This window comes from Capnocytophaga sp. FDAARGOS_737 (genome assembly GCF_009730375.1).
Taxonomy (GTDB): domain Bacteria; phylum Bacteroidota; class Bacteroidia; order Flavobacteriales; family Flavobacteriaceae; genus Capnocytophaga; species Capnocytophaga leadbetteri.
The window spans coordinates 1702562-1727739 of record NZ_CP046316.1 but is presented as its reverse complement, the minus strand read 5'-3'; the positions used below and the strand labels follow the sequence as shown (position 1 = coordinate 1727739).

Annotated in this window: 25 protein-coding genes; 17 read left to right on the top strand and 8 right to left on the bottom strand. The window is 39.1% G+C overall.

Annotation, left to right across the window (positions count from 1 at the left end; all coding sequences use genetic code 11):
* The first annotated feature begins 64 nt into the window (after window positions 1–64).
* Together FOC45_RS07815 and FOC45_RS07810 are read left to right on the top strand one after the other, a co-directional pair.
* The gene (locus tag FOC45_RS07815) at window positions 65–1249 is read left to right on the top strand and encodes a hypothetical protein (protein WP_034540144.1); all 1185 of its coding nucleotides are present in this window, start codon (window positions 65–67) and stop codon (window positions 1247–1249) included.
* Window positions 1246–2157 (top strand): AAA family ATPase, encoded by a 912-nt coding sequence (locus FOC45_RS07810; RefSeq protein WP_009391265.1) that lies wholly within the window; start codon window positions 1246–1248, stop codon window positions 2155–2157. Before FOC45_RS07815 ends, FOC45_RS07810 begins: the two co-directional genes overlap by 4 nt.
* 58 nt (window positions 2158–2215) lie before the next feature.
* Here FOC45_RS07810 and lipB read toward each other — a convergent pair whose 3' ends face one another.
* From lipB to FOC45_RS07775, 7 genes are all read right to left on the bottom strand, one after another.
* Window positions 2216–2917 carry a lipoyl(octanoyl) transferase LipB gene (lipB, locus tag FOC45_RS07805; protein WP_009391266.1) on the bottom strand — a complete coding sequence of 234 codons (702 nt, stop codon included), beginning with the start codon at window positions 2915–2917 and terminating at the stop codon, window positions 2216–2218.
* Entirely contained in the window at window positions 2895–3767 is an 873-nt protein-coding gene (locus tag FOC45_RS07800; protein WP_009391267.1) for a neutral zinc metallopeptidase, read from the bottom strand. The genes lipB and FOC45_RS07800 overlap by 23 nt, the downstream gene beginning before the upstream one ends.
* Window positions 3768–3873: 106 nt before the next feature.
* Window positions 3874–5601 (bottom strand): DNA mismatch repair protein, encoded by a 1728-nt coding sequence (locus tag FOC45_RS07795; RefSeq protein ID WP_009391274.1) that lies wholly within the window; start codon window positions 5599–5601, stop codon window positions 3874–3876.
* A 105-nt stretch (window positions 5602–5706) separates the two neighbouring features.
* Entirely contained in the window at window positions 5707–6975 is a 1269-nt protein-coding gene (gene rodA / locus FOC45_RS07790) for a rod shape-determining protein RodA (RefSeq protein ID WP_009391275.1), read from the bottom strand.
* Window positions 6972–7211 carry a DUF6327 family protein gene (locus FOC45_RS07785; protein WP_009391277.1) on the bottom strand — a complete coding sequence of 80 codons (240 nt, stop codon included), beginning with the start codon at window positions 7209–7211 and terminating at the stop codon, window positions 6972–6974. Before FOC45_RS07785 ends, rodA begins: the two co-directional genes overlap by 4 nt.
* Complete coding sequence (locus FOC45_RS07780; protein WP_009391279.1) at window positions 7195–7566, bottom strand: hypothetical protein; 372 nt, start codon at window positions 7564–7566, stop codon at window positions 7195–7197. Before FOC45_RS07780 ends, FOC45_RS07785 begins: the two co-directional genes overlap by 17 nt.
* A 6-nt stretch (window positions 7567–7572) precedes the next feature.
* Window positions 7573–7899, bottom strand: coding sequence for a YtxH domain-containing protein (locus FOC45_RS07775; protein ID WP_009391280.1), 327 nt, complete (start codon window positions 7897–7899; stop codon window positions 7573–7575).
* Window positions 7900–8304: 405 nt separating this feature from the next.
* Here FOC45_RS07775 and secDF point away from each other — a divergent pair, with 405 nt between their 5' ends.
* From secDF to FOC45_RS07720, 11 genes are all read left to right on the top strand, one after another.
* Entirely contained in the window at window positions 8305–11292 is a 2988-nt protein-coding gene (gene secDF, locus FOC45_RS07770; protein WP_009391281.1) for a protein translocase subunit SecDF, read from the top strand.
* Between the two features lie 137 nt (window positions 11293–11429).
* Window positions 11430–12836, top strand: a complete 1407-nt coding sequence (gene lpdA, locus FOC45_RS07765) for a dihydrolipoyl dehydrogenase (protein ID WP_009391282.1) — start codon at window positions 11430–11432, stop codon at window positions 12834–12836.
* A 139-nt stretch (window positions 12837–12975) separates the two neighbouring features.
* Window positions 12976–14160 (top strand): proline dehydrogenase family protein, encoded by a 1185-nt coding sequence (locus FOC45_RS07760; RefSeq protein ID WP_009391283.1) that lies wholly within the window; start codon window positions 12976–12978, stop codon window positions 14158–14160.
* A 136-nt stretch (window positions 14161–14296) separates the two neighbouring features.
* Window positions 14297–15175 (top strand): ABC transporter permease, encoded by an 879-nt coding sequence (locus tag FOC45_RS07755; protein ID WP_034540150.1) that lies wholly within the window; start codon window positions 14297–14299, stop codon window positions 15173–15175.
* 37 nt (window positions 15176–15212) lie between these two features.
* Window positions 15213–15470: a DUF3098 domain-containing protein gene (locus tag FOC45_RS07750; protein WP_009391288.1), complete on the top strand. Its 258-nt coding sequence runs from the start codon at window positions 15213–15215 to the stop codon at window positions 15468–15470.
* Window positions 15470–16279: an undecaprenyl-diphosphate phosphatase gene (locus FOC45_RS07745; RefSeq protein WP_009391289.1), complete on the top strand. Its 810-nt coding sequence runs from the start codon at window positions 15470–15472 to the stop codon at window positions 16277–16279. The genes FOC45_RS07750 and FOC45_RS07745 overlap by 1 nt, the downstream gene beginning before the upstream one ends.
* A gap of 18 nt (window positions 16280–16297) precedes the next feature.
* On the top strand, window positions 16298–17053 hold the full coding sequence (locus FOC45_RS07740) for a phosphatase PAP2 family protein (RefSeq protein ID WP_009391290.1): 756 nt from the start codon (window positions 16298–16300) through the stop codon (window positions 17051–17053).
* A gap of 72 nt (window positions 17054–17125) precedes the next feature.
* On the top strand, window positions 17126–17836 hold the full coding sequence (locus FOC45_RS07735; protein WP_009391291.1) for a class I SAM-dependent methyltransferase: 711 nt from the start codon (window positions 17126–17128) through the stop codon (window positions 17834–17836).
* Window positions 17837–17929: 93 nt separating this feature from the next.
* Window positions 17930–18940: an FAD:protein FMN transferase gene (locus FOC45_RS07730; RefSeq protein ID WP_009391292.1), complete on the top strand. Its 1011-nt coding sequence runs from the start codon at window positions 17930–17932 to the stop codon at window positions 18938–18940.
* A gap of 35 nt (window positions 18941–18975) precedes the next feature.
* Entirely contained in the window at window positions 18976–20007 is a 1032-nt protein-coding gene (locus FOC45_RS07725; RefSeq protein WP_009391293.1) for an FAD:protein FMN transferase, read from the top strand.
* A 73-nt stretch (window positions 20008–20080) separates the two neighbouring features.
* On the top strand, window positions 20081–20770 hold the full coding sequence (locus tag FOC45_RS07720) for a 5'-methylthioadenosine/adenosylhomocysteine nucleosidase (protein WP_009391294.1): 690 nt from the start codon (window positions 20081–20083) through the stop codon (window positions 20768–20770).
* A 63-nt stretch (window positions 20771–20833) separates the two neighbouring features.
* Here the strand turns inward: FOC45_RS07720 and FOC45_RS07715 are convergent, their stop codons facing one another.
* Complete coding sequence (locus FOC45_RS07715; RefSeq protein ID WP_009391296.1) at window positions 20834–22093, bottom strand: M64 family metallopeptidase; 1260 nt, start codon at window positions 22091–22093, stop codon at window positions 20834–20836.
* Window positions 22094–22214: 121 nt separating this feature from the next.
* Here FOC45_RS07715 and FOC45_RS07710 point away from each other — a divergent pair, with 121 nt between their 5' ends.
* Genes FOC45_RS07710 through FOC45_RS07695 form a run of 4 tightly spaced genes read left to right on the top strand, consistent with a single transcriptional unit; the run spans window position 22215 to window position 25166 of the window.
* On the top strand, window positions 22215–23246 hold the full coding sequence (locus FOC45_RS07710; protein WP_009391297.1) for a glycosyltransferase family 9 protein: 1032 nt from the start codon (window positions 22215–22217) through the stop codon (window positions 23244–23246).
* Window positions 23247–23249: 3 nt separating this feature from the next.
* On the top strand, window positions 23250–23669 hold the full coding sequence (aroQ, locus tag FOC45_RS07705) for a type II 3-dehydroquinate dehydratase (RefSeq protein ID WP_009391298.1): 420 nt from the start codon (window positions 23250–23252) through the stop codon (window positions 23667–23669).
* A gap of 27 nt (window positions 23670–23696) precedes the next feature.
* Entirely contained in the window at window positions 23697–24209 is a 513-nt protein-coding gene (locus tag FOC45_RS07700) for a methylated-DNA--[protein]-cysteine S-methyltransferase (protein ID WP_009391299.1), read from the top strand.
* Between the two features lie 12 nt (window positions 24210–24221).
* A complete protein-coding gene (locus FOC45_RS07695; RefSeq protein ID WP_155846651.1) occupies window positions 24222–25166 on the top strand; it encodes a GSCFA domain-containing protein in 945 nt (314 codons plus the stop codon).
* The last annotated feature ends 12 nt before the right edge of the window (window positions 25167–25178 follow it).

Genomic DNA, 25178 nt, shown 5'->3' with positions numbered 1-25178 from the left:
ACTAATACTGCTAATTTTGCATATCCTCTTAAAAATTGTTATCTTTGCCATCAAAATAACTAAAATGGACGATAAAGCAATTATCAAAAAACGCATCGATTGGTTTTGCAAAAACAAAATCAATGCCTTTTCACCCACTATCTCACCTGCCCCTAAGTCGGTAGAGCGCAACCAAATAGAGAGTCTCTACGAGGGACTGCGATGGTTTGTAGATAGAGGGGTAAACGAACTTTTGGTACAAAAGAAATATATGGGCTCTTATTGCGATATATACTTGCATAAAGAGCTGACCGATAGTTATTTAGTTAGCCGTAATGGCTATAAAATCAACCATTTAAATCGCACTCAGTGGCTTGCAGCCCTTACCGATTTGCACGCTCGTTTTAGCTGGAGCGATACCGCTATCCGTATCATACAGTCCGAGCTGATGCCTTGGTCTGCTTTGGGTAAGGGACTTATTGCCAACGAGTTCTCGGCTTACTACATCTCGCACCAGATACACGCCGACTATTTGCAACAGTCAGACCTATATGCCAAGATAACCCAAATACGCCAGAAACCTGAGTATAAGGCTTTTGTAGCCGATGCTAAAGCCCTATCAGGTAAGGAACTAAAAGATAAATACCCTAATCATATCATTCGTCAATACCAATCAGTACGCGATATGAAGCTCCTCGATTTGCCCAATTATGTTAAGAATATCAGCTTGTTTAAGAAGGAATTAGATATTTTCGGCAAAGAGGCTCCTATTTACTTCAAGCCGTTTAATATCCTAAAGGAAATAAAAGACGATGGTACGGAGGTATTTGTCAATGATAATCTCAGCTTTCAGCAGATTAATGACGATGAGTTTCTCCATTACACCTTTGCTGATGAAGCCGATTTTGAAGCTAAATATCCTGAAATTCGTGCTTGGGTAGATAAGATGAATGCCAATGAAGAAGAAGGGGTAGTTATAAAGCCGCGTAAGGCTTTCTTACCAGCTATGCCACCCGCTTTCAAGGTGCGCAATAACGATTACCTAACCCTTATCTATGGAGTTGATTTCCAAGACCGACTACAAGAGCAGATAAACAAACGCAATATCAAAGGAAAACTGAAGTGTTCTATAAACGACTGGGCTATCAATGCCAAATTATTGCAAACGCCCTATGCCGATATACACGAAGAAAATTATGAATTTAAGAACTTAGTACTTGACCGTATTTTGGGCGAGGAGATAGAAAATCAATTAGATAGCAGATTATGAGCAAATTACTTATATTGGTGGGGGCACCTGGTTCAGGCAAATCCACCTTTGCACGTTATTTTTTGCGTACCGAAGACAATTGGGTACGCGTAAACCGTGATGACTTTCGCTTAATGCAGTTTGGCGATTCCCTGATGATACCTTTTTACGAAGAGCGCATCAGCAAGATGGTCGATGCCTCTGTTTTAGCCTTGCTTAAGAGCGATACCAATGTGCTTATTGATGCTACTAATACCTCGCTGCGCACTATTCAAGATATGGTAAACGCTTATACTGAGTATGCTGATATTTCTTTTAAAGTATTTGATGTCCCTGTAGAAGAGCTCGTAAAACGTTGCGACAAACGTTTTGCCGAAACAGGTAAGTTTATCCCCAAAGGGGTTATCGAGAAGAATGTTAGCAATCTGCATCATACTTTAGAAAAGTTTAATTTTGAGCCTATTCCTCAGAAGGTAAAAGCACCAGAAGCGGTATATATCACTCAAGACGAGTCATTGCCTAAGGCGGTTATCTGCGATTTAGACGGCACGCTCTCTTTGCTCAATGGTCGCGACCCTTATAATGCAGCTACTTGCGATAACGATTTGCTCAATGCTCCGGTAGCCTCTGTATTGCAAATGGCTAAAGCACAGGGCTATAAGGTAATTCTCCTTTCTGGGCGCGAAGATAAATACCGCGAACCCACCTTGCGCTTTCTTGCTAAACACCAGATAGATTATGACCTCCTACTGATGCGCACAACTAATGATTTCCGCAAAGATAACATCATCAAGCGTGAACTTTTTGAGCAGGAAATACAAGGGAAGTACTTTATAAACTTCCTCTTAGACGACCGCAATCAAGTAGTAGATATGTGGCGCAAAGACCTACATTTACCCTGTTTTCAAGTAAATTACGGTGATTTTTAGATATTTATTTGATACAAAAAAGGCTGTCAATATTCTTACTGACAGCCTTTTTTAGTGTTTATTTCTTTATGGTAACTTCAAAAATCTCTTCGAAATGCTTTAGTATATATCTCTTTACTTCTTCAGTATCTACCTTTTCTTTTGATAACTCTACATTGAGTGAGGTTACTGCCTTACCCCGTATCCCACAAGGGATAATATTATCAAAATAACCTAAATCAGTATTGACATTCAGAGCAAATCCGTGCATTGTTACCCATCGCGAGGCGCGTACCCCCATTGCACATATTTTGCGAGCAAAAGGCGTTCCTACATCTAACCATACACCAGTCTCTCCTTCACTACGTTCTCCCTTTATGCCATAGTCGGCTAAGGTTCTGATGATTACCTCTTCTAGCGAACGCAAATACTTGTGAATATCCGTAAAGAAGTTTTCTAGGTCTATAATAGGATAACCTACTATCTGTCCAGGCCCGTGATAAGTAATATCGCCTCCGCGGTTTATCTTATAAAAAGAAGCCCCTTTTTTAGCTAAAGCAGCCTCATCAATTAGCAAATTCTCTATATGACCACTTTTGCCAAGCGTATATACGTGTGGATGCTCTACAAAAAGAAAGTAATTAGGAGTAGGGAGGTCAGTGTTTTCAGCCCTATTCTTGCGTTTCAGCTCAACTATTTCTTCAAAGAGGCTTTCTTGGTAGTCCCAAGTTTCTTTATAGTCTTTATGACCTAAATCCTTAACGATTATTTGTTTGTTCATAGATAGTTTTGATATTACCTTCGTTAATATCACCAGTTTTGTATCCTTTAGTAAACCAGTATTTGCGTTGCTCAGAAGTACCGTGTGTAAATGAATCGGGTACTACGTGCCCTTGCATACGTTTCTGAATAGCGTCATCGCCAACAGCATTAGCAGCACTTAGAGCCTCATCAATATCATCTACATCTAAATACTTCTGGTTATGGTGAGCCCATACCCCTGCATAGAAGTCGGCTTGTAACTCTTGGGCTACCGACCACCTGTTAGCGGCTGCTTGGCTAAGTCCCTGCTGTTGTCTTCTTACTTGTTGCGAGGTGCCTAAAAGCGTTTGTATATGGTGTCCTACCTCGTGAGCCATTACATAGGCAATAGCAAAGTCACCACCTTTGGCTCCAAAGCGCGTTTTCAGTTCCTCAAAGAAATCCATATCCATATATAACTTATGGTCTGCCGGACAGTAAAAAGGCCCTACAGACGATGAGGCTTGTCCGCAACCTGTATTTACACTAGCAGTAAAGAGTACTAAGGTAGGCTTTTCATACGCTCCAAGTCTGTTTTTGGCAAAGACTTTTTCCCATACATCTTCAGTATCGGCAAGCACAGTAGCGGTAAATTCACCGATTTTCTTCTGCTCAGCAGTTAGCTCTACGCGTTCTGTTTGCTGAGTTTGGTTGCCACCAGCTACCTGATTGACCACTGAAGCAACTTGTTGCCCTGTTTCGCCGCCAAAAAGCTGCAGTAAAACTACGATGATACCCACGATACCACCGCCTGCCAACAGACCTCCCTTACCGCTAATACCGCGTCGGTCGTCTACATTGCTACTCTGTCTTCTTCCTTCCCATTTCATAGAAATAATGATTTTTAGTGAATAAATTATTAATAGTTAGTGGTCAATGTTTTGCAAAGATATAAAACTATTGCGAATTAGCAAAATTTAAGCGTTTTACCTCTCGTTATGCAATGATTCCTCTTTCACGCATTAAGAACGTAGCGTTTCTGTTTTGGCAGGTACCTTCGCGTAGTTTATAGTCAAAGTGCAATACCCCTTCGCTGATGTCTGACTCAAAGCATTTGTTTACTAAGCGGTCGGGGTACTGTTCGCTCAGGCGACATACCTCAATATCGTGAGTGGCAACAATGCCTATCGCCTTTAGCGATAGTAGTCGCTCAATGATTTTTATAGTACCGTACTGCTTGTCTTCAGAGTTAGTACCGCGTAGTATCTCATCTAATAATACCATACAGCGTTCGCGTTTTAGAGCTGCCATAATTTGCTCTATACGATTTATCTCAGCAAAGAAATACGACTTACCATCGCTTAATGAGTCTGATAACCGCATTGATACTAATAGTGGCAGTGGGTGTACATCAGCTTTTTTAGCACAAACGGGTAATCCAAGCTGTGTAAGTAGCATATTTATACCCAATGTACGCAAAAAAGTGCTCTTACCCGACATATTCGAGCCTGTTAGGAGTACAAAATGTGCTTCATCTAACACTATATCATTAGTTACACGCTCTTTTTCGTGTATAAGAGGGTGGCCTACGGCTTCAAAAGCTATCCGATAAGCTTCATTTAGGGTAGGATATACAAGGTGAGGATAGTTGTAAGCAAAATTAGCAAAACTACACAGCACTTCTGTGTCAGCTACAGTTTCGAGCCATGGCAATACCTCTTTGCTGTAGGTGGCTTTCCACGTTTGTAAAGCTCTATAACGATGTAGGTGGTAAAAGCTGAAAGCGTTGAGCGGAATAGAGACCAATATGTTGCTTACACTATCTAAATCGTCTAATAAGCGCGAAAGTTGTGCTATAGGTTTGCTAGTTTGCAGGTTTTTCTCTGGGAAACGCTCTTCTATTAAAGATATACACGATTTGAAAGCATAAAGCATAGCATAAGTGCGTTCAAAACCGAGTTTTTCTTTGTTTATTTTGCTGATGTAGAAGAAAAATACCGATAAATTTATAGTGAGTAGTAGTTTAGCGATGCTTTTTAACACTTCGTAGTCGTATATATAGCCTAAAATTGCCGAAAGAGTGAAGACTATAGGTGAAATCACTGTAAAAACACGCGTAAATTTGCCCATTGGTGGGGTAGGGGTTGCTGCCCATTGCTGCAATCGGTCGTAGAAAGAAGGACTGTCGTCTATCTGTTCAGCGTGTGCCATAAAAGTTTGTCGCCAAGCTAATTGAGGGGTTAGAGCTTTAATTGCCTCTTGGTGGGCGAGTATGGCAGTATCTTTGGGGTACAATAGCTGTTCGGCTAAGCGTTTGCGTCCTAAGTAAGTATGGGTACGGTTGAGGTAGTGATACAATGATTTTTCGCCCAATACATCTAAGTCGTAGGCGTAAGGGTGCTGGGCAGGTTCAAAATCTTTGCCATTGTCAGCAGGGTAGATGCCTTGTTCTATAAAGGCTATTTCGCGCTCATTGATGGCTATTTTTGCCTTAGCAATGCGTCTTTTTACCGCTATTTGTTTGTGTTTGCCAATAAGTAAGAAGAAAAGCACTATCATCACAGCTGCTAAAAAGCCCCATAGCCACGAACTTTCGTTTATAGCCTTGTAGCCAATAGCTATTGCAAATAATAGGTCTATCAACCTTGCAAAAGCAACGGCATTGTACTGTTGGTGGTACTGCTTATATAATTGTGTAGCGGTCTCTAATTTTTCTTTGTACATAATAATTAAATTAGCAAATTAGTAAATCGACAATTAGCAAATCGACAAATTGGCAAATCGACAAATTGGCAAATCGACAAATTGGCAAATCGGCAAATTGACTCATTACCTCGCATCTAAACGGAGGAAGATAAACAGCAATATAGTGAAAGCCCATAGCCCTGAACCTCCATAACTAAAGAAGGGTAGGGGGATACCTATAGTAGGGATAAGACTGATAACCATACCTATATTGATGCAGAAGTGTACAAAGAGTATCGACACTACGCAATAGCCATAGACGCGGTTAAATTTGGTTTTCTGTCGTTCGGCTAACTGTAGCAACCGCAGAAGGAGTAACGCAAAAAGGACAACCACTAACGTAGTACCCGCAAAGCCCCATTCTTCGCCAATGGTGGTGAATATATAGTCGGTGTGTTGCTCGGGTATAAAGCTACCTTTGGTGCGCGTGCCTTGTAAAAAACCTTTGCCCAAAGTACCTCCCGAGGTAATAGCCGATTCAGCCATATTCGTATTGTAGGCAAAGTCGCGTTTCATTGCGGCTATTTTCTGAGGGTCAGTTTCTAAGCGCAACCATAGGCTTAGACGGTTGCGGTGGTGCTGCTTTAGCACATTCTCATAGGCAGGGTGGGTAGCCAAAGCTGTTACTAAACAGATGCCACTGAGTATGAACAAATTGGCAAAGGGTATACGATTGGTACGGCGTTTATGCCAAAAAACGTAGAAGCCAATGCATAAGGCAGAGGCTAACAGAGTAAGTGGAGTGCCGAATTTTAAGGAGGAAACAAATACTACCCCTGCTAAAAATAGGTAGAATAAGAGCGCAGAGGGCATTCCTTCGCGAAAAAGTACAAACAGTAGCGAGAAGAATACCAATAAACTCCCTACGTCGGGCTGTAGCAAGATAAGAAAAGAAGGTACACAAATAATAGCTATGGCGCGTAGTAAGTCAGGTATGCGCCGCACATCGGTGTGAATGTCGCTCACATAACGCGAAAAAGCCAAAGCAGTAGCTACTTTGGCAAACTCGCTCGGCTGCACCGTGATGCTGCCAATAGCATACCACGCCCGCGCCCCATTCGTCTCTTTTCCAAAGACGAACAGTCCCGCCAGCAATACAATGGCTATCAAGTAAAAAGTTACTGCCAGATTAATGTACAACTTGCTATCTATAGCCAAGATAAAGAGGATAAGCAAGAAGCTAAGGGCAATAAAAAGCAACTGCTTTCCGTAGAACTGATTGAGGTCGAATATAGAACTAGCTTTCAGGTCGCTATAAGTAGTTGAAAAAATAGCTATCCACCCGCAACTTACCAATAATAGGTACAATATCACCGACACCCAATCGAGGTTCTTTACAATACTATTACTCATCTTTTTCTAAATAGGAAAAATAGGGCGTATTCCATCACTAAACTGAGCCATCTTTTTTTAGGAGAAAAGATAGAAAACCACGTGCCCGCTAACAGGTTGCTTACCGTCATCTCTTCTTTGCAAACAGAAAGCTGACGCGATAGTTTAAGGGCGTGAATATCTTTTTCGAGTTTCAGTATTTTTAGGTCATTATCAATTGCCTCGAATGATTCGTATATTTTATTCTTCATCATCATCAGGTGCTGCTTTAAAGTAAATTTCCGACAGTTTCCTTAGCAAAGGTTTCACAATAAGTACCCTGCGGAAGAAGAAAGCTCCCGCAGCTACTATTATATAGAAAGTCCCTACAATAACAAAGCCCCACGCTATGCTATCTACAGCCTCACCTACTGCATAAGCTGCAGCAATCGATATGAAGAATAGCATCAACAAACACGCAAAAGCTACTATAAAAAAAGTTATTAAGCCTGTAGATGATTGGGCTATAAACCTAAAAAGGAATAGCTTATAATAGGCCACTTGCGCATCAAGAGCATCAGTTGCTTTTGTAGGAACTTCCTTAAATGATTCTTTTATCGAGTGAAACGACATAATAGCTTATTTCTGCAACTTAGCGTTAGCTTCCTTAAGGGCAGCCAATTTCTTTTCAAGGAAAGTAATTACATCGTCAGCTTTATAGCTCGATTTAGAAAGTAAGTTTTCTACTTTTTCTTCTAAGTTTTCCTTTACCTCTCCTGATTTTTCTCTAACTTCTTGGGTTAGTTTTTCCAATTTGCGTTTTAGCTTATCAGCCTTATCACTCACCCCGTCTTTTATTTTTTTACGGGTTTCTTCACCTTTGTCGGGTGCAAATAATACACCAACAGCTACGCCTACAGCTAAACCTGCTGCAAGCCCTAATAATACATTTCCTGCTTTTGCCATAATAATATTAGTTTTTAGTTTTTATAAAAATCGCACAAATATACGAATAATTTTTGAATAAGCAAGAATTCTTCGCAAATTTACAAATCGGCAAATCACCAAATCGCCAAATTGACAAATTGACAAATCGGCAATGATAGCTTGGCTATAGGTTGAATATACAATGAATATAGCTTGAATATAGACACACTGAAGAAACGCCTTTGTCAAATTAACAATAAAAACCGCAAAACCTTGCGAATTTACTAATTTGCTAATTTACAAATTTGCTAATTATCTAATTGTCTGATTTATAATACTTACAAAAAAAAGACACTAATTTTTTTTAAGAAATATTTTGTATTTAGTGTAAAATATGTACCTTTGCCGTTTGAAGATAAAAAGTTAAGTAATTCATTTAAAAAAATGCAAAACAAAGGACTTATTAAACTATTTGCCCTACTATTTGGGTTGGTAAGTATTTACCAGCTTTCATTTACGTATGTGGCAGGTAGAGTGGAAGACGAAGCCAAAGCGTTTGCTGCGGCTAAAGTGTCTAATACTCAGCCCGATTATATCGCTAAGCGCGAAGCAGTCGAAGCAAAGTATTTAGACTCAATGTTGGGGCAAGATGTGTATAACATCGGTATAGCTAAGTTCACTTTTGCTGAAGTTAAAGAGAAAGAGCTCAACCGTGGGCTCGACCTCAAAGGGGGTATCAACGTTATCCTACAGATTTCAGTAAAAGATATCCTTAGAGGGTTGGCTAACAATTCTAAAGACCCCATTTTTAACAAATCATTAGCCGAAGCGGATGTTCAGCTGCGCAAAACCGACAAAACCTACTTGGATTTGTTCTTCGAAGCTTACGCTAAAAACGGTGGTAAATTAGCTTCACCTGATGTGTTTGCTAATAAAACCCTTAGTGACCAAATCAACTTCCAAATGTCTGATAGCGAGGTGCGCCCTATTATCCGTCGCAAAGTTGATGAGTCTATCGTGTCAGCTTTCGAGGTATTGCGCAAACGTATCGACAAATTTGGGGTTTCTCAGCCTAATATCCAACGCTTGGGTGCCTCTGGTCGTATACTTATCGAGCTTCCTGGAGCTAAAGATATCGACCGTGTAAAAGCCCTTTTACAAAGTACTGCTCAACTCGAATTTTGGGAAACTTATAAGAACGGAGATGTATATCCTTACTTAGAAGCTCTTAACGAGCAACTCAAAACTACTAAAGTAGCTAAAACTACTTCTACTAAAGATACTTTAGCGGTTAATACACAAACAGGTAGCACTATCGACTCTCTTCTTACTGATGTGAAGAAAGATTCAGTACCTGCTAAAGGCACTATTAATCCTCTTTTCGATTTGGCTAGCCCTGTTCGTTACGAAAGTCCTGTACTTTTAACAGCAAATCTTAAAGATACAATGCAGGTGAATAGCTACTTGCATTCACCAGAAGCTAAACGTTTGCTACCTGCTGATTTGCAATATGTGAAATTCGTATGGGGCAAACCAGACAAGAAAACTTCTATGATTGAGTTGTATGCGCTCAAAGGCAACCGCGATAACACTCCTGCCCTTACTGGTAACGTGATTACCCAAGCAGACCAAGGGTATGATATGCGCAACCAACCATCAGTATCAATGCAAATGGACGGTAAAGGAGCTCGTATATGGGAAGCCCTTACTGGCAAAGCCTTTACTGAACGCGGCAATATAGCCATTGTACTTGATAATATAGTGTATTCAGCACCAGGGGTAACCACAGGTGCTATTTCAGGAGGTCGTTCTGAAATTACCGGTAACTTCACTCTTAATGAGGCTATCGACCTTGCTAACGTACTTCGTGCTGGTAAGTTGCCTGCAGGGGCTGACATCGTACAGTCTGAAGTGGTAGGACCTTCATTAGGGCAAGAGGCTATCGACAGCGGTATGAACTCATTCCTTATTGCTACTATCTTTATCTTCGCTTGGATGGTGTTCTACTACGGTCGTGCGGGTATTTATGCTGATATAGCTTTATTGGTGAATATTCTCCTTATCTTTGGAGTGCTATCAAGTATAGGGGCAGTGCTTACCTTACCGGGTATTGCGGGTATCGTGCTTACTATAGGTATGGCGGTCGATGCTAACGTACTTATCTTTGAGCGCTCGAAGGAAGAATTAGCTAAAGGTAAAAGTACTGACCAAGCGGTAGTTGATGGCTTTAAGCACGCTTTATCGTCTATCTTAGACTCTAATATCACTACAGGTCTGACAGCGTTGATACTTTTGTTCTTCGGTAGTGGCCCTATTCAAGGTTTTGCAACTACCTTGCTCATCGGTATTCTTACTACGCTCTTTACCGCTATCTTTATTACTCGTCTTCTTATAGACTATAGCGTAGAAAAACGTCACCCACTTACTTTTGTAACTTCTGTTACTAAAAACTGGTTCAAGAATGTTAATTTGAACTTTATAGGCAACCGCAAAGTGGGTTATGTTATCTCTATTGCTCTTTCTGTAATAGGAATTATTTCGCTTTTCACTCGTGGTCTTGACCAAGGTATCGACTTCGTAGGAGGACGTACTTACCAAGTGCGTTTTGAAAAAGAAGTAGTACCTACCCAAGTAGCCGAAGCGTTGAAAAAGGATTTAGGTAATGTAGAGGTGAAGACTTTTGGGGCTCCTAACCAAGTGAAAATCTCTACTAAATATAAAGTACAAGAAGAAAGTACTGAAGTAGATAACGAGGTACAACAACTCCTTTACAAAGGCTTACAATCTTTCTTACCACAAGGGCTTTCTTATGAAAGTTTTGCACAAGCTTCCTCTACTGATAAGGTCGGTATTATGCAGTCAATGAAAGTAGGGCCTACCATAGCAGAAGATATTAAGAGTAGTGCCTTCTGGTCAGTAATAGGTTCACTTATAGTGATAGGCTTGTATATCCTCTTCCGTTTCCGTAAATGGCAGTTCTCTATGGGTGCGATAGTATCATCAGCTCACGACGTGCTATTGGTATTGGGTATTTACTCGCTAACCTACAGCATAATGCCATTTAATATGGAAATCGACCAAGCGTTTATAGCGGCTATTCTTACAGTAGTAGGTTACTCGCTTAACGACACGGTGATTATCTACGACCGTATTAGGGAGGTAATGCGTCAGCCACATTGGTCTCGCGAAAAGATTAACCACGCCCTTAATACTACTCTTAGCCGTACCTTGAACACCTCATTTACTACTTTAGCCGTATTGGTAACCATCTTTATCTTTGGTGGTGAAACCCTTAGAGGCTTTATGTTCGCTATGATTATAGGTGTATTTGTAGGTACTTACTCATCTATCTTTGTGGCAGCACCAATCATTTACGATACTGTAAAAGATGAATCGGTGAGCTCTGATAACAAAGAAGAGCATAAAAAGTAAAAGTTTAACTTTATTTGCATAGTGAAAAGGCTGTCTTAGTGATAAGGCAGCTTTTTTTTATTTACTTTATTTTGTGTATTCAGATTATTTATTTAACTTTGCGGTGAAAATAAAAAAATCTAAAAAACCAATATAGTATGAAAACCTACGACATCGTTATCATCGGTTCAGGTCCAGGCGGCTATGTGGCTGCTATACGCGCAGGGCAATTAGGATTTAAAACGGCCCTTGTAGAAAAATATAACACTTTAGGCGGCACTTGCCTTAATGTAGGCTGTATACCTTCTAAAGCCTTGTTAGATTCTTCTCATCACTACGAAGATACCCTTAAGCATTTAGACGCACACGGTATTGAACTCTCTGGCGAGGTAACCCTCAACTTAGAGAAAATGATAGCACGCAAGGCGGCTGTGGTAGAGCAAACTTGTGCAGGTGTGAAATTCTTGATGGACAAAAATAAGGTAGAAGTCTTTACAGGAGTAGGCTCTTTTGTGTCGCCTACCCAAATAAAGATTACAGCAACCGATGCTACCGAACAGCTTATCGAAGCTAAATATACTATTATAGCTACAGGCTCTAAACCTGCCTCTTTACCTTTTATCTCTCTCGATAAAGAGCGTGTGATTACCTCTACCGAGGCACTTAAACTAAAAGAAGTTCCTAAACATCTAATAGTGATAGGAGGGGGAGTGATAGGCTTAGAATTAGGACAAGTATATAGTCGTTTAGGGGCAAAAGTATCAGTAGTAGAGTATACCGATAGTATTATCCCTACAATGGACAGAGGTTTAGGGCGAGAACTTACTAAAGTACTCAAAAAGCAAGGTTTTGATTTTTATACCGGTCACCAAGTGAAAGAAGTAACCCGTGAAGGAGCTACGGTAACAGTAAAAGCAACTACTCCTAAGGGCGAAGAACTCAGCCTGCAAGGCGATTACTGTTTAGTAGCTGTAGGTCGCCGTCCTTATACCGAAGGTCTTAACCTCGAAGCAGCTGGCGTACACAAAGATGATAGGGGTAGGGTAGTGGTAAATGACCATTTGCAGACTAATATACCTAATATCTATGCTATAGGCGATGTGGTGCGCGGCGCTATGTTGGCGCATAAAGCTGAAGAAGAAGGGGTATTGGTAGTAGAACAGTTGGCAGGGCAAAAGCCTCATATTGATTACAATCTTATACCAGGCGTTGTTTACACTTGGCCAGAAGTAGCTTCAGTAGGCAAGAGCGAAGAGCAACTAAAAGCTGAAGGAGTAACTTATAAAGTAGGACAATTTGCATTCCGTGCTTTGGGTCGTGCTCGTGCTAGTATGGATACTGATGGTTTTGTGAAAATATTAGCTGATACTAAGACCGATGAGGTATTAGGGGTACATATTATAGGAGCGCGAGCTGCCGATATGATAGCCGAAGCTGTAACTGCAATGGAGTTTAAAGCCAGTGCTGAAGATATAGCGCGCATCAGTCACGCACACCCAACTTTTACTGAAGCTGTAAAAGAAGCCGCTCTTGCTGCTACCGAGAACAGAGCAATACATAGCTAATAGTTAGTGTTGATTGTTAATGTTGAACGACAGATATGGTAAGGAAAAATAATTAAAGAAAAATTTGTTTGTTAAAAAAATAAATGATATCTTTGCCTCACATTAACAATTAATAGTTAACAATTGATAATTGACAATTATGGAAAATCGCTTTTCTGACACTAAGACCGCTTTTGAACTCAAAAGCCAATCAGAGTTAAATTGGGCTTATTGGCTCTTTAAACTCATCGGTAACAATGCCCTTATCAATATGGGTACTGCTCTTACCAATTTTTCGCTAAAGCTCCGTCTACCTGTAGAAGGAATGATTCGCAGTACGGTGTTTAACCAATTTTGTGGGGGCGTTTCGGAGCAAGACTGCCTACCTGTTATCCAAAAAATGCATAACAAAGGGGTGGGGTCTGTGCTTGACTATTCGGTAGAAGGGAAAGATGATGAAGCCTCTCTTGAAGCTACCTTTCAGAAAACGATGGAAACCATTGATTTTGGTAACCAACACCGCAATGATGGTATCCCTATCGTAGTTTTTAAACCTACAGGATTTGGGCGTTTTGCTATTTTCCAAAAAATTACTGAAGGCAAGAGCTTAACCGCTGATGAAGAAAAAGAATGGGAAAAGATAAAGCAGCGCTTTGATGCTGCTTGTAAGAAAGCCTATGAGTATAAACTCCCTATTTTAGTAGATGCTGAAGAGAGCTGGATGCAGACTGCCGCTGATGACTTGGTGGAAGAGATGATGCGCAAGTATAACAAGGAAGAAGCTATTGTATACAACACGCTACAAATGTATCGCCACGACCGTCTGCCTTACCTAAAAGGACTTTATGAGCGTTCAGTAGCTGATGGTTTCTATATTGGGGTGAAGGTAGTGCGTGGAGCGTATATGGAAAAAGAAAACGAACGCGCTGCTGAACAAGGCTATCCTACCCCTATATGTGCTAGCAAACAGGCTACTGATGATAATTATAATGCAGTTGTTACCTATATTATAGAGCATATCGACCGTATTGCACTTTTTGCAGGTACTCATAACGAAGAAAGTGCTGCTCTTATTATGGACTTAATGGCTAAAAAAGGACTTGCTAAAGACGATAAACGTGTTTGGATAGCCCAATTGTATGGTATGAGCGACCATATTAGCTTCAATGCCTCAAAAGAGGGGTATAATGTGGCTAAATACTTGCCTTTCGGTCCTGTGCGCGAGGTAATGCCTTACTTGATACGCCGTGCTGAAGAAAATACTTCAGTGGCAGGACAAACAGGACGCGAGCTTACACTGCTAAGTGCTGAGAAAAAACGCCGCAAAACAGAAAAGAACTCATAGATTATTATTCATATTTATTTTTTCCTCGTTTCGTCAACCTCCTCCTCTCCTGATTGAAACGGGGAAAAAATTTGTGCTTTATCATTTGTCATTTGTAATTATTTTGTAATTTTGCCCCGTTATTAAACTTATTATAATGTCGCGTTCGATAGATTCATTTAACAGAAGAAGACTACTCACCTCTTATTTTTCGGTTATCGTAAGTATTACCTTGGTGTTGTTTTTGTTGGCTTTCTTTGGTTTTTTGGTACTCAGTACTAAAAAAATAGCTGACCATTTCAAAGAGCAGGTAACAGTAACTGTGCAAATAAAGGATAATGCTAAAGCAGCTGATATTACCCAACTGCAGAAAACGCTATCAGTAGCTGATTATGTAAAAGAGCTGAAGTTTATATCGAAAGATGAGGCAGCAGAGAAGTTTAGTAAGGATATAGGAGAGGATTTTGTTACTTTTATTGGCACCAATCCGCTGCGAAATGCTATAGACCTCAGTCTGAAAGCTGAGTTTGCAGAGCCTGATAAAATGCAAGAAATTAAACACGAATTAGAGCAAAATTCGTTTGTGTCCGAAGTAATATACGATCAATCATTGGTAGCACTCATTCACGATAATGTGAATAGAATAGGGTTAATCACTTTAGTTTTTAGTGCCCTTTTTACCTTTGTGTCGGTGTTGCTCATCAATGCGTCAATTAGGCTTTCTATTTACTCTAAGCGTTTTATTATCAAGACAATGCAGTTAGTAGGGGCTACGCGTGGGTTTATACGTCGTCCGTTTATACGCACTAATGTACGCTTAGGGATATTAAGTGCCTTAATAGCAATGAGCTTTTTCTATCTTTCTCTTTTGGCTATTGTTAGATCGTATCCTGAGTTTGGAGTGCTGATAGACAGTAGTGTACTATTGATAGTATTTGTAGGTGTATTGCTGATAGGTATTCTTATCAGTTGGGGTAGTACTTTTTTTGCTACTCAGCGTTTTTTAAACCTAAACACCAATGATTTGTATTACTAATTAGCGAATAATTCAAAATTGAAAAAATACAATTATAATGAAACATCATTCAACCCTTATTTTTGAAGAGAAAAATTATATTTTTATGGCGATAGGCTTAGCTGTTATAACGCTAGGCTTTTTGCTGATGAGTGGAGGTGGTAGCGATAATCCTGCAGTGTTTGATGCGTCAATTTTTGACTTTAGACGTATTCACTTAGCACCCGCTTTAGTGCTTTTGGGCTTTGCCATAGAAATATACGCTATATTGCTCAACCCTACTAAAAAAGAAACTCAAAAAGAAGAAAATAAATAATGAATACACTACAAGCTATTATTATCGCTATAGTAGAGGGACTTACTGAGTACCTTCCTATTTCATCAACAGCCCATATGGGCTTTACCGCCAGCTTGATGGGAATGCCTGAAGATGAATATCTGAAAATGTTTCAGGTATCTATACAGTTTGGGGCTATCTTATCGATAGTAGTGCTATATTGGCGCAAATTCTTTGACTTTTCTAACTTCAATTTTTATATTAAGTTAGCTTGTGCAGTAGTGCCAGCCTTGATATTAGGAAAACTTTTTGATGATAAGATAGAAGCGGTATTGGGCAATCAAAAAGTAATATCTATTGTGCTTATTATAGGGGGGATTATTCTAATATTTGTAGATAAATGGTTTAAAAATCCTGTTATTGATAACGAAAAAGAGATTTCAGTAAAGAAAGCAGTTATAATAGGCTTTTGGCAATGCTTGGCGATGATGCCTGGTACTTCGCGCTCTGCAGCTTCTATCATTGGGGGTATGACCCAAGGGCTTTCGCGCAAGGCTGCTGCTGAGTTCTCTTTTTTCTTGGCTGTTCCGACAATGTTAGCTGTAACCGTTTATTCGCTTTTCTTAAAAAAATGGGGTGCTGAAGGTACGGTACAACAAAAAGGTTATGAGCTTATTATGGCAAGCGACCAGTCTTTTTGGTTGTTTATTATAGGCAATGTGGTAGCCTTTGTAGTGGCGATGATAGCAGTGAAGTTTTTTATACATATACTTACTAAGTTTGGTTTTAAAGTGTGGGGTATCTATCGTATAATAGTAGGTTCAGTACTTTTGTACTATTTCTGGTAGTAAAATGATTGATAGCCAATGAAAGTATTGTTTTTTATTATAGCATTTTGCTTTATTCTCATCTCTTCAGTAAAGGCACAAAACGATAGTCTGTCGATAGCTTTACCCTCTTCGCTATTGACAACTGAAAAACCAAGTGTACAGCAAGTATTGCTACCTGCATCGCTTATATCATTAGGACTTATTTCTAATGCTACCTATATTAATAGGTATGTGCAAAGACACGCTTATAGATTTTCGGGAGGACAGAAACACCGTTTTGATGATTACCTGCAATATGCCCCTATAACAACTACTTTTGCGCTTAGCAATTTTGGCGTTAAACCCAAACATACGGTGAAAGAACGGTTGATAGTAGGTGCTACCTCTTATGCTATTATGGCAGCTTTGGTAAATGGAGTAAAATACACTACACGCATACGCCGCCCTGACAACAGTAGCTATAATTCTTTTCCTTCGGGACATACAGCTACAGCTTTTACAGGAATGGAAATGCTTTGGCAGGAGTATAAAGACGAAAGTGTATGGATAGGAATTAGCGGCTATGCACTTTCTGCTGTAGTAGCAGGTATGCGTCTGCATAATAATCGCCATTGGGCAGGTGATGTGTGCGTAGGAGCAGGAATAGGTATCCTTAGTACTCGTGCCGCTTATTGGCTTTTGCCCTATACTTCTAAATGGTTTTCAGCTGAAGAAAAATCTTCTGTTCAGATGGTGTGTTACCCTGTTTATTCTGCTGAAATGAAAGGTTTTGGACTTACCTTGTATCGTTAAACTAAAAACTATTAGAATTTGTCGGTAATTAAATACATTTTAAACACTATACCACGTCCGTACCTAATAAAAATGAGTTATTGGGTACGTCCTTTTTTGGCACTATATTTGAGAGGTAAAAAATATGAAGATCCTATTGATGGAAAAACATTTAGGAAGTTTTTGCCTTATGGCTATGGTAGTCCGCGTGCCAATGTGCTTTCGCCCTCTACTTTGTCGTTAGAGCGGCATCGCTTGCTGTGGTTGTACCTTACTCGAGAGACTGATTTTTTCTCGAAACCTTTGAAAGTGCTACACGTAGCCCCAGAACAGGCGTTTTATAAGCGCTTTAAAAACCAGAAAAATCTGACCTACATCACCACAGATCTTTATTCGCCTTTGGCAGATGTAAAAGCCGATTTGTGTGCTTTGCCTTTTGAAGATAATAGTTTTGATGTGATATTTTGCAATCACGTGTTAGAGCACATCCCTGATGATGCACAAGCAATGCGCGAATTGTACCGCGTAATGAAAAAAGGAGGCTGGGGAATATTTCAGGTACCCCAAGATATAAATAGGGCACATACTTTTGAAGACGATACCATCACCGACCCTGCTGAGCGTACTCGCATTTTTGGACAGTACGACCACGTACGCGTGTACGGGTTGGATTACTTTGATAGGTTGCGACAAGTGGGGTTTGAGGTAGAAGAAATAATCTATTCAACGCATTTTACAGCAGAAGAGATAGAACGCTATCGGATAGTACCGCAAGAAATTTTACCACTATGTAAAAAACAATAATAAGTAGGAATGTTAATTTTTAGAAAATAATTAACAAAAAATTTGGAGGGAATAAATAAAAAATATATCTTTGCGCACAATATTGATTAAACAATGAAATATTTAGTGTTTATACTTACTATGGTAATGGTGGCCTGCCAACCTTCTGTAAACGAAAAAGTATACTTAATAGAAGGAGAGGCACAAGGGTCTACTTACCACATCAAGTACATAGCTGAGCGCGATGAAAATCTCAAACCAGCCATAGACTCAATACTTGAAGTGATAGACCGCTCAATGTCTACCTACCGTTCTGATTCGGCTATTTCGAAGATTAATCAGGGAGATACTACGGTGGTGGTAGATGAGCATTTTAGAAAAGTGTTTGAAGCTTCGCAGCAGATATGGCAAGAAAGTGAAGGACTGTTTGACCCTACAGTGGGTGTATTAGTAAATGCTTGGGGATTTGGTAAACAAAAAATAAGCGAAGCAGACCTTCCTACTGATAAAAAGATAGATAGTCTTAGAAAATATGTAGGATTTGATAAAGTGGCGATTACAGAAAAGAATCTTATAAAAAAACGATATACTGAAATACTTTTTGACTTCAACGCTATTGCCCAAGGCTACACCTCGGATGTAGTGGCTAACTATTTAAGTGCAAGAGGAATAAAGAACTACATAGTAGAAATAGCTGGCGAAATGTACTTAAAAGGTAAGAATACAGTTGAAGATAAGTCTTGGACAATAGGCGTTGAGAATCCGTTAAAACCATTAGATGATCGCGATTTGGTCGCTACTATTCAGTTTACTAACCAAGGATTGGCAACCTCTGGTAATTATAGAAAAGTATGGACAGATAGCAATGGGCGTAAATACGTGCATTCTATCAACCCACTAACAGGTAGGGCTACCCAGAGCGATGTGCTAAGTGCTACCGTAGTAGCCCCCTCAACAATGTTAGCCGATGGATATGCTACTATGTTTATGGTGATGGGACTTGCAAAAAGCAAGGCTTTTTTAGAAAAACATCCTGATTTAGCAGTACTATTAGTGTATAGTGATGACAAGCATCAGGAAGCAACCTATAAGACGAAATCATTTGAAAAATTAATAATTCACTAATAAAAAAACTAAATAATTTTTTATAATAAGCAAATATGAAAACAAGAATTTTAACATTGTGCTTAGGAGGACTTCTACTATTCTCTTGTGATTCGAAAAAAGGAACTCCTAAATATCAAGAAATAGAAGGTGTAGCTGGAACTGTAGAATACCGAGTTAAATACATCTCTACAGACACCATTAGTTTAAAGTCTTCTATTGATTCAATAGTGAGGACTATAGATAACTCACTTTCTGTTTATAACGAAGAGTCTATTGTCTCAAAAATTAATAAGGGATATGTGCCTATCAAAGCAGATGAACACTTTAAGAAAGTATATACAGCTGCTCGTGAGATATGGAAAGAAAGTGGAGGAAAGTATGACCCAACAGTGGGGTTACTTATAAAAGTATGGGGATTTGGTCGTGAGATGATACAACCTATTTCTAAACTACCTACTGACCAGGAGATTGATAGCCTAAAACAATATGTGGGATTTGACAAAGTGCAAATAGGGGCTGATGGTTATGTAAAAAAAGAACATCCAGCTATTCAAGTGGATTTGTCGTCTGTAGTAAGAGGCTATACCGCTGATGTAATTGGTGACTATTTGCAAGGAAAGGGTATCAATGATTATGTGGTGAAAGTAGCAGGCGAAATAAAAGTAAGTGGTAAAAATACTGTAGAAGGAAAACCTTGGGTAGTAAATGTGATTGACCCTTATGAATTGGATTCTAATTATTCTGAAGTAAATCTAAAACTAACTAATGAGGCTGTTTCTACTGATGAGAACTTCCGCCGTGTATGGATAGATGGTACAGGAAGACGCTTTGTGCATATTATCGACCCTTCAACAGGTAAACCTTTGGAAAGTGAAATGCTTAGTGCTACAGTAGTTACCAAATCTGCACGCGAGTCAGATTCGTATGCTACTATGTTTATGCTTATAGGTCTTGAAAAAAGTAAGGAATTTTTAGCTAAACATCCTGAAATAAAGGCTCTTATAATATATAGTGCCGAGGGTAATAAGGCAGAAACATATATAACTGAAAATATGAAACCATTATTGGTAGAAAATAAGAAATAGATAAAGTTCATATTTATAGTAAGGGGCTGTTCTTTAGAGATTGAACAGTCCCTCTTTTTAATTTATTTATCAAATGATAGGAATTATAGGAGCTATGGAGCTGGAGATTAATACTCTCAGGGCTGCCATTATAGATTGTAAGGAAACAAAGATAGGGCGTTTTGCATTTTATGAGGGGACACTCTGTGGTACAGAGGTAGTAGTGCTACTTTCGGGTATCGGTAAGGTGAGTGCTGCAGTAGCTACTACTTTGTTAATAGAAAAATATAACCCCTCACTTATTATTAATACAGGTACTGCTGGAGGATTAGCTGATACTTCAGTGTACGATATTATTTTAGCTACTGAAGTACGTCATCACGATGTAGATGTAACGGCTTTTGGTTATGAAATAGGGCAGCAGGCGCAGATGCCTCCCGCTTTTATAGCAGATGTTCAATGGTCAGCACAACTGAAAGAAGTAGCAGCACAACATCAGTATCGCTTGCATTATGGGCAAGTAGTTAGTGGTGATGCTTTTATTTCATCACCTGAACGTTTGCAGCAGATAGCTAATACTTTTCCGCAAGCTAAAGCGGTAGAAATGGAGGCTGCTGCTATAGCTCAAACTTGTTATCTGTTAGGAGTCCCTTTTGTGATGCTTCGTGCTATATCAGACAAGGCAGGCGAAGGTAATGCAATTTCGTATAACGAATTTGTAGAAGAAGCAGGTAGGATTTCGGCAGAAATAGTAAAGGCATTTTGCCAAAAGATTAGAAGATAAAAATAAAAAACTTTGCCAAGGAAGTAAAAGACTTTGGCAAAGTTTTTTATTTGTACGCTGTTTTTATTTGGTGTAGAAATTGACTATTTTCTGTATGGCTCTTTCGCAGACAGGGCAGAAACCTTTAGGCTCATTAGACTTCATACGGCAGTCTTGCATAGGGCTATAAACCCCCTTGCTGGTATAGCCTCCTCCTTCAAAAGCACCTACTACTTTTTGGTATTTTTTGGTACGAGGGGTAGGGATAGGCGTATTTTTCTGCACCATATCTTTCCATTTACTACCAAAATCAACTAAAGTGGTGATGTTTTCTTCCCACGGTTCTATTTTTTGATTGTACATATCCTGAAAAGTAGGATCCCAATCGTAGTAATACTCATCGGCAAGTCCCACAAAACCGTGTCCAAACTCGTGTATATACACCTTTTCAGAGAGTTCGTTGTCGGCAGTGCCTAAATTAAGATGATTGTAAAAACCACCTCCGCCATAAATAGGGGTATTGACTAATACATATAGTTGGTCATAAGGTACTGCAGCCGCTACATCAGCTATTTCTTTCAGACTGTTGGTAGTGAGGTAACGCTCCTGATTAAAAGTATAAAAAGAAGAATTGAACGCTGTGTTTCGGTAAATGTTTTTACCTGGTACATCAGTGCCACTTTCAGCAGAAGGTACTGCTATAGCACGTACGTTGAAGTCTTTTTTGAGCTTGTCGAAAGGAGGAATGGTGAACATATAGTCGGTCATACGCTGGGCATCAGCATAAAACTTATCGGCTTCGGCAGCTGTATAACCTTCTGCAAGAATAACCAAATCTACTTTTTCAGAAGGGGAGCCGTTTATTAGTAGGTCTTTTGAAGGGTAATTGATAGGCATTTCTACCTTAATAAAATAATCGTCAGGACGTATTTCGCAGCTACTAAGTGGGTGAAAAATACCCTCACGGTCACGTTGATCAATCTGTACCCTTAGCGTTTTTTTAGGAAACGGGATTTGAATAGCGTGATAAAAGAGGCGTTTTTCGTTTTTAGCCTCATCGATAGCAGCCCACTCGTTAGAAAGTGAGTTAAAACCTTTTGAAAAGACGATTTTTGAACCATCTAATACCAGCAATCGGAAACTACCCCAGTTAGGTGCAATAAGCTGATGAGTGGGGCCACCCCAATATGGTTCTTTCTTCAGTTGTTGAAAAAGTACTTCAGTATGCTGGGCGTCGGTAAGCAAATTGAAGTCGATGCGTAGACTCTTAGAAAAGTCAAAAACACTTGGCTCTTGCGCCCAGATGCATTGAGCAATAAAAAAAACTAAAAATAAATGCTTCATAATATATAAAAATTAAAAAATAATTACTACATTTGCACTATAGTTAACCCTGTTTTTTGATTACAAGTAGGTGTCTTTCAGCTGCCAAAAGTAACAATAAAATATTTAATACCAAAACAAAATGGAACATATCGCTATTTTTAGAATGTCAGCAATGGGAGATGTAGCTATCAGTGTACCCATAGTAACTGCATTTGCTGACCAATATCCAGAGGTGAAAATTACGTATGTTACGCGTCCACTCTTTGCTCCTATGTTTGCACATATTCCTAATTTGGAAGTGTTTTCGCCTGAGCTAAATGGCAAACACGCAGGATTATGCGGACTCTATAGACTGTATAAGGAGTTGAAAGCTAAAGGAATAGATGGAGTGGCTGATATTCATAACGTATTGCGTACTAATATTTTGAGATTGTATTTCAAAGGAAGTGGGATACCTTTTGCCCAAATAAATAAGGGGCGCATAGAAAAACAGGCACTTACTCGTTACCGTTTTAAGTCATTTCACCCTCTAAAGCCTTCTTATCAGCGTTATGCTGATGTGTTTGCTACTTTGGGATTCCCTATAGATCTAACAGAAGATTATCTGCTTTCACCTCCCGATATAAGTGAAACAGTACAAAGAATGTTAAGTGAAACAGTGAATATAGGGGTGGCTCCTTTTGCTTCGTATGAGGGGAAACAGTACCCTTTTGAGAAGATGTGTGAAGTGATTCAGCAACTTTCAGTACAATATCCTAATGGTAAAATATATATATTTGGAGGAGGAAAGAAAGAAGAGGAAAAAGTAAAGCAAATATGCTTACCTAATGCTGAGAATATGGTAGGTAAGCTCTCTTTTAAGCAAGAGTTAGAGCTTATTTCGCGCTTAGATGTAATGGTGGCTATGGATAGCGGTAATGCGCATTTATCGGCTATGTATGGAGTGCCAACGATTACTATTTGGGGGGTAACCCATCCATACGCTGGTTTTTATCCGTATGCCCAGCCAATGGAGAATGCTCTTTTGGCAGATAGAACACGTTTTCCTCTTGTTCCTACTTCAGTTTATGGTAAAAAATATCCTAAAGGGTATGATAAAGCAATAGAGACGATTACGATAGAGGCAATTTTAAATAAAGTGAGAGAGGTAATAAATAAAGAAGAAAGATAAGATATGAAAAAAATAATGATTATCAATGGGGCAAATCTCAATCTTTTAGGTAAAAGAGAACCAGAAGTATATGGGAGTCAGACTTTTGAAGATTATTTAGCAGTACTTCAAACTCAATACCCAGAAGTAACATTACATTATTTTCAAAGCAATAGTGAAGGGGAGCTTATTGATAAAATACACGAGATAGGTTTTACTTATGATGGCATCATACTTAATGCAGGAGGGTATACACATACCTCAGTGGCATTAGCAGATGCAGTAAAAGCAGTATCTACACCAGTGGTAGAGGTGCATATATCAAATACCTTTGCTCGTGAGGCTTTTAGACATCATTCGTATCTATCGCCAGTAGTGAAAGGGTGCATAGTAGGTTTTGGTATGAAGAGTTACGAATTGGCACTGCAGAGTTTTATAAGTTAGAAATGAGATATTATTGAAAAACTGTTAATGAAGAAACTATATAAAAAGAAAATTATAACTCCAATAGGAGAGATGATAGCAATGGCAACCGATGAGGCTATTTGCTTACTTGATTTTTTCGATAGCAAAACATTACTAATAGACCAAGCTATAGCAATGCAACATTTTAAAATTACTGATGATGAGGAGAAAGATACGCCATTGCTTTTAGAATTAGCACACCAATTGAACGAATATTTTGCTAAAGAAAGAAAGGAATTTACGCTTCCTATAGAGCTTATCGGTACTTCTTTTCAGGAAGAAGTGTGGAGAGTACTACAAACAATACCCTATGGAGAGACTCGTACTTATAAAGAGCAGGCAATAGCAGTAGGCAATCCTAAAGGGGTAAGAGCAGTAGCTAATGCTAATGCGAAGAACCGTATCTCTATAATAGTACCTTGCCATCGTGTGATTGGTACTAATGGAACGCTTACAGGTTATGCAGGAGGTCTTGATAGAAAGAAGTTTTTATTAGACCTTGAGCGTCAAAACTTATAAATTTTTATATCAGTGGATTTTAGAACAGTTATTCCTATTTCCAAGGTTAGTACTTCTATTACTTATCATAGTAGTATTGTGAGTTTAGGCTCCTGCTTTGCTGTGAATATGGGTGAAAAGTTTGCTTATTACAAGTTTCCGATAACACTTAATCCCTTTGGTATTCTTTTTCATCCTTTCGCTATTGAGAATATTATAACTCGAGCTCTACAGTCAATACCTTATGTAGCTGAAGACTTTTTTCTTCATAATGAACTATGGCATAGTTTTGATTTTCACTCGGATATGAGTCATATTTCACTCAAAGAGTCAATATCTTTAGCTAACAGGCAACAGACATTGCTTTATGATACATTGCATAGAGCTAATTTCTGTTTTCTTACACTTGGTACAGCTTGGGTATATATCTATAATAGTACTGATAGAATAGTAGCTAACTGCCATAAACTTCCTCAACAACATTTTTCTAAAAGGCTTCTATCGATGGAAGAAATAGGAGAGAGTCTTACTCGTATAGCTCAATTGCTAAAGCAAATTAATCCTTCAATACACTTAGTTATTACTATTTCTCCTGTACGGCATATTAAAGATGGTTTTTTAGAAAACCAAGTAAGTAAGTCGCAACTTTTCTCGGCGCTTTATCCTCTAATTACTTCTGGTTATTATACTTATTTTCCAGCTTATGAGTTGCTTTTAGATGAACTTCGTGACTATCGATTTTATGCTAATGATATGGTGCATCCTTCAGAAATGGCAATAAATTATATATGGGAGCGCTTGGTGGCTAGTTATATAGATACAGCTACTCAAATGGATATGAAGCAAGCAGAAAGTATTCAAAAGGCCCTTCTACATCGTCCGTTTAACCCTGATACAGAAAAACATCAGCAATTTTTAATACAATTGCAACAAAAAATGGAGGTATTTACTATGAAATACCCCCATATTAAATTTTAGGGAATAGAGTTA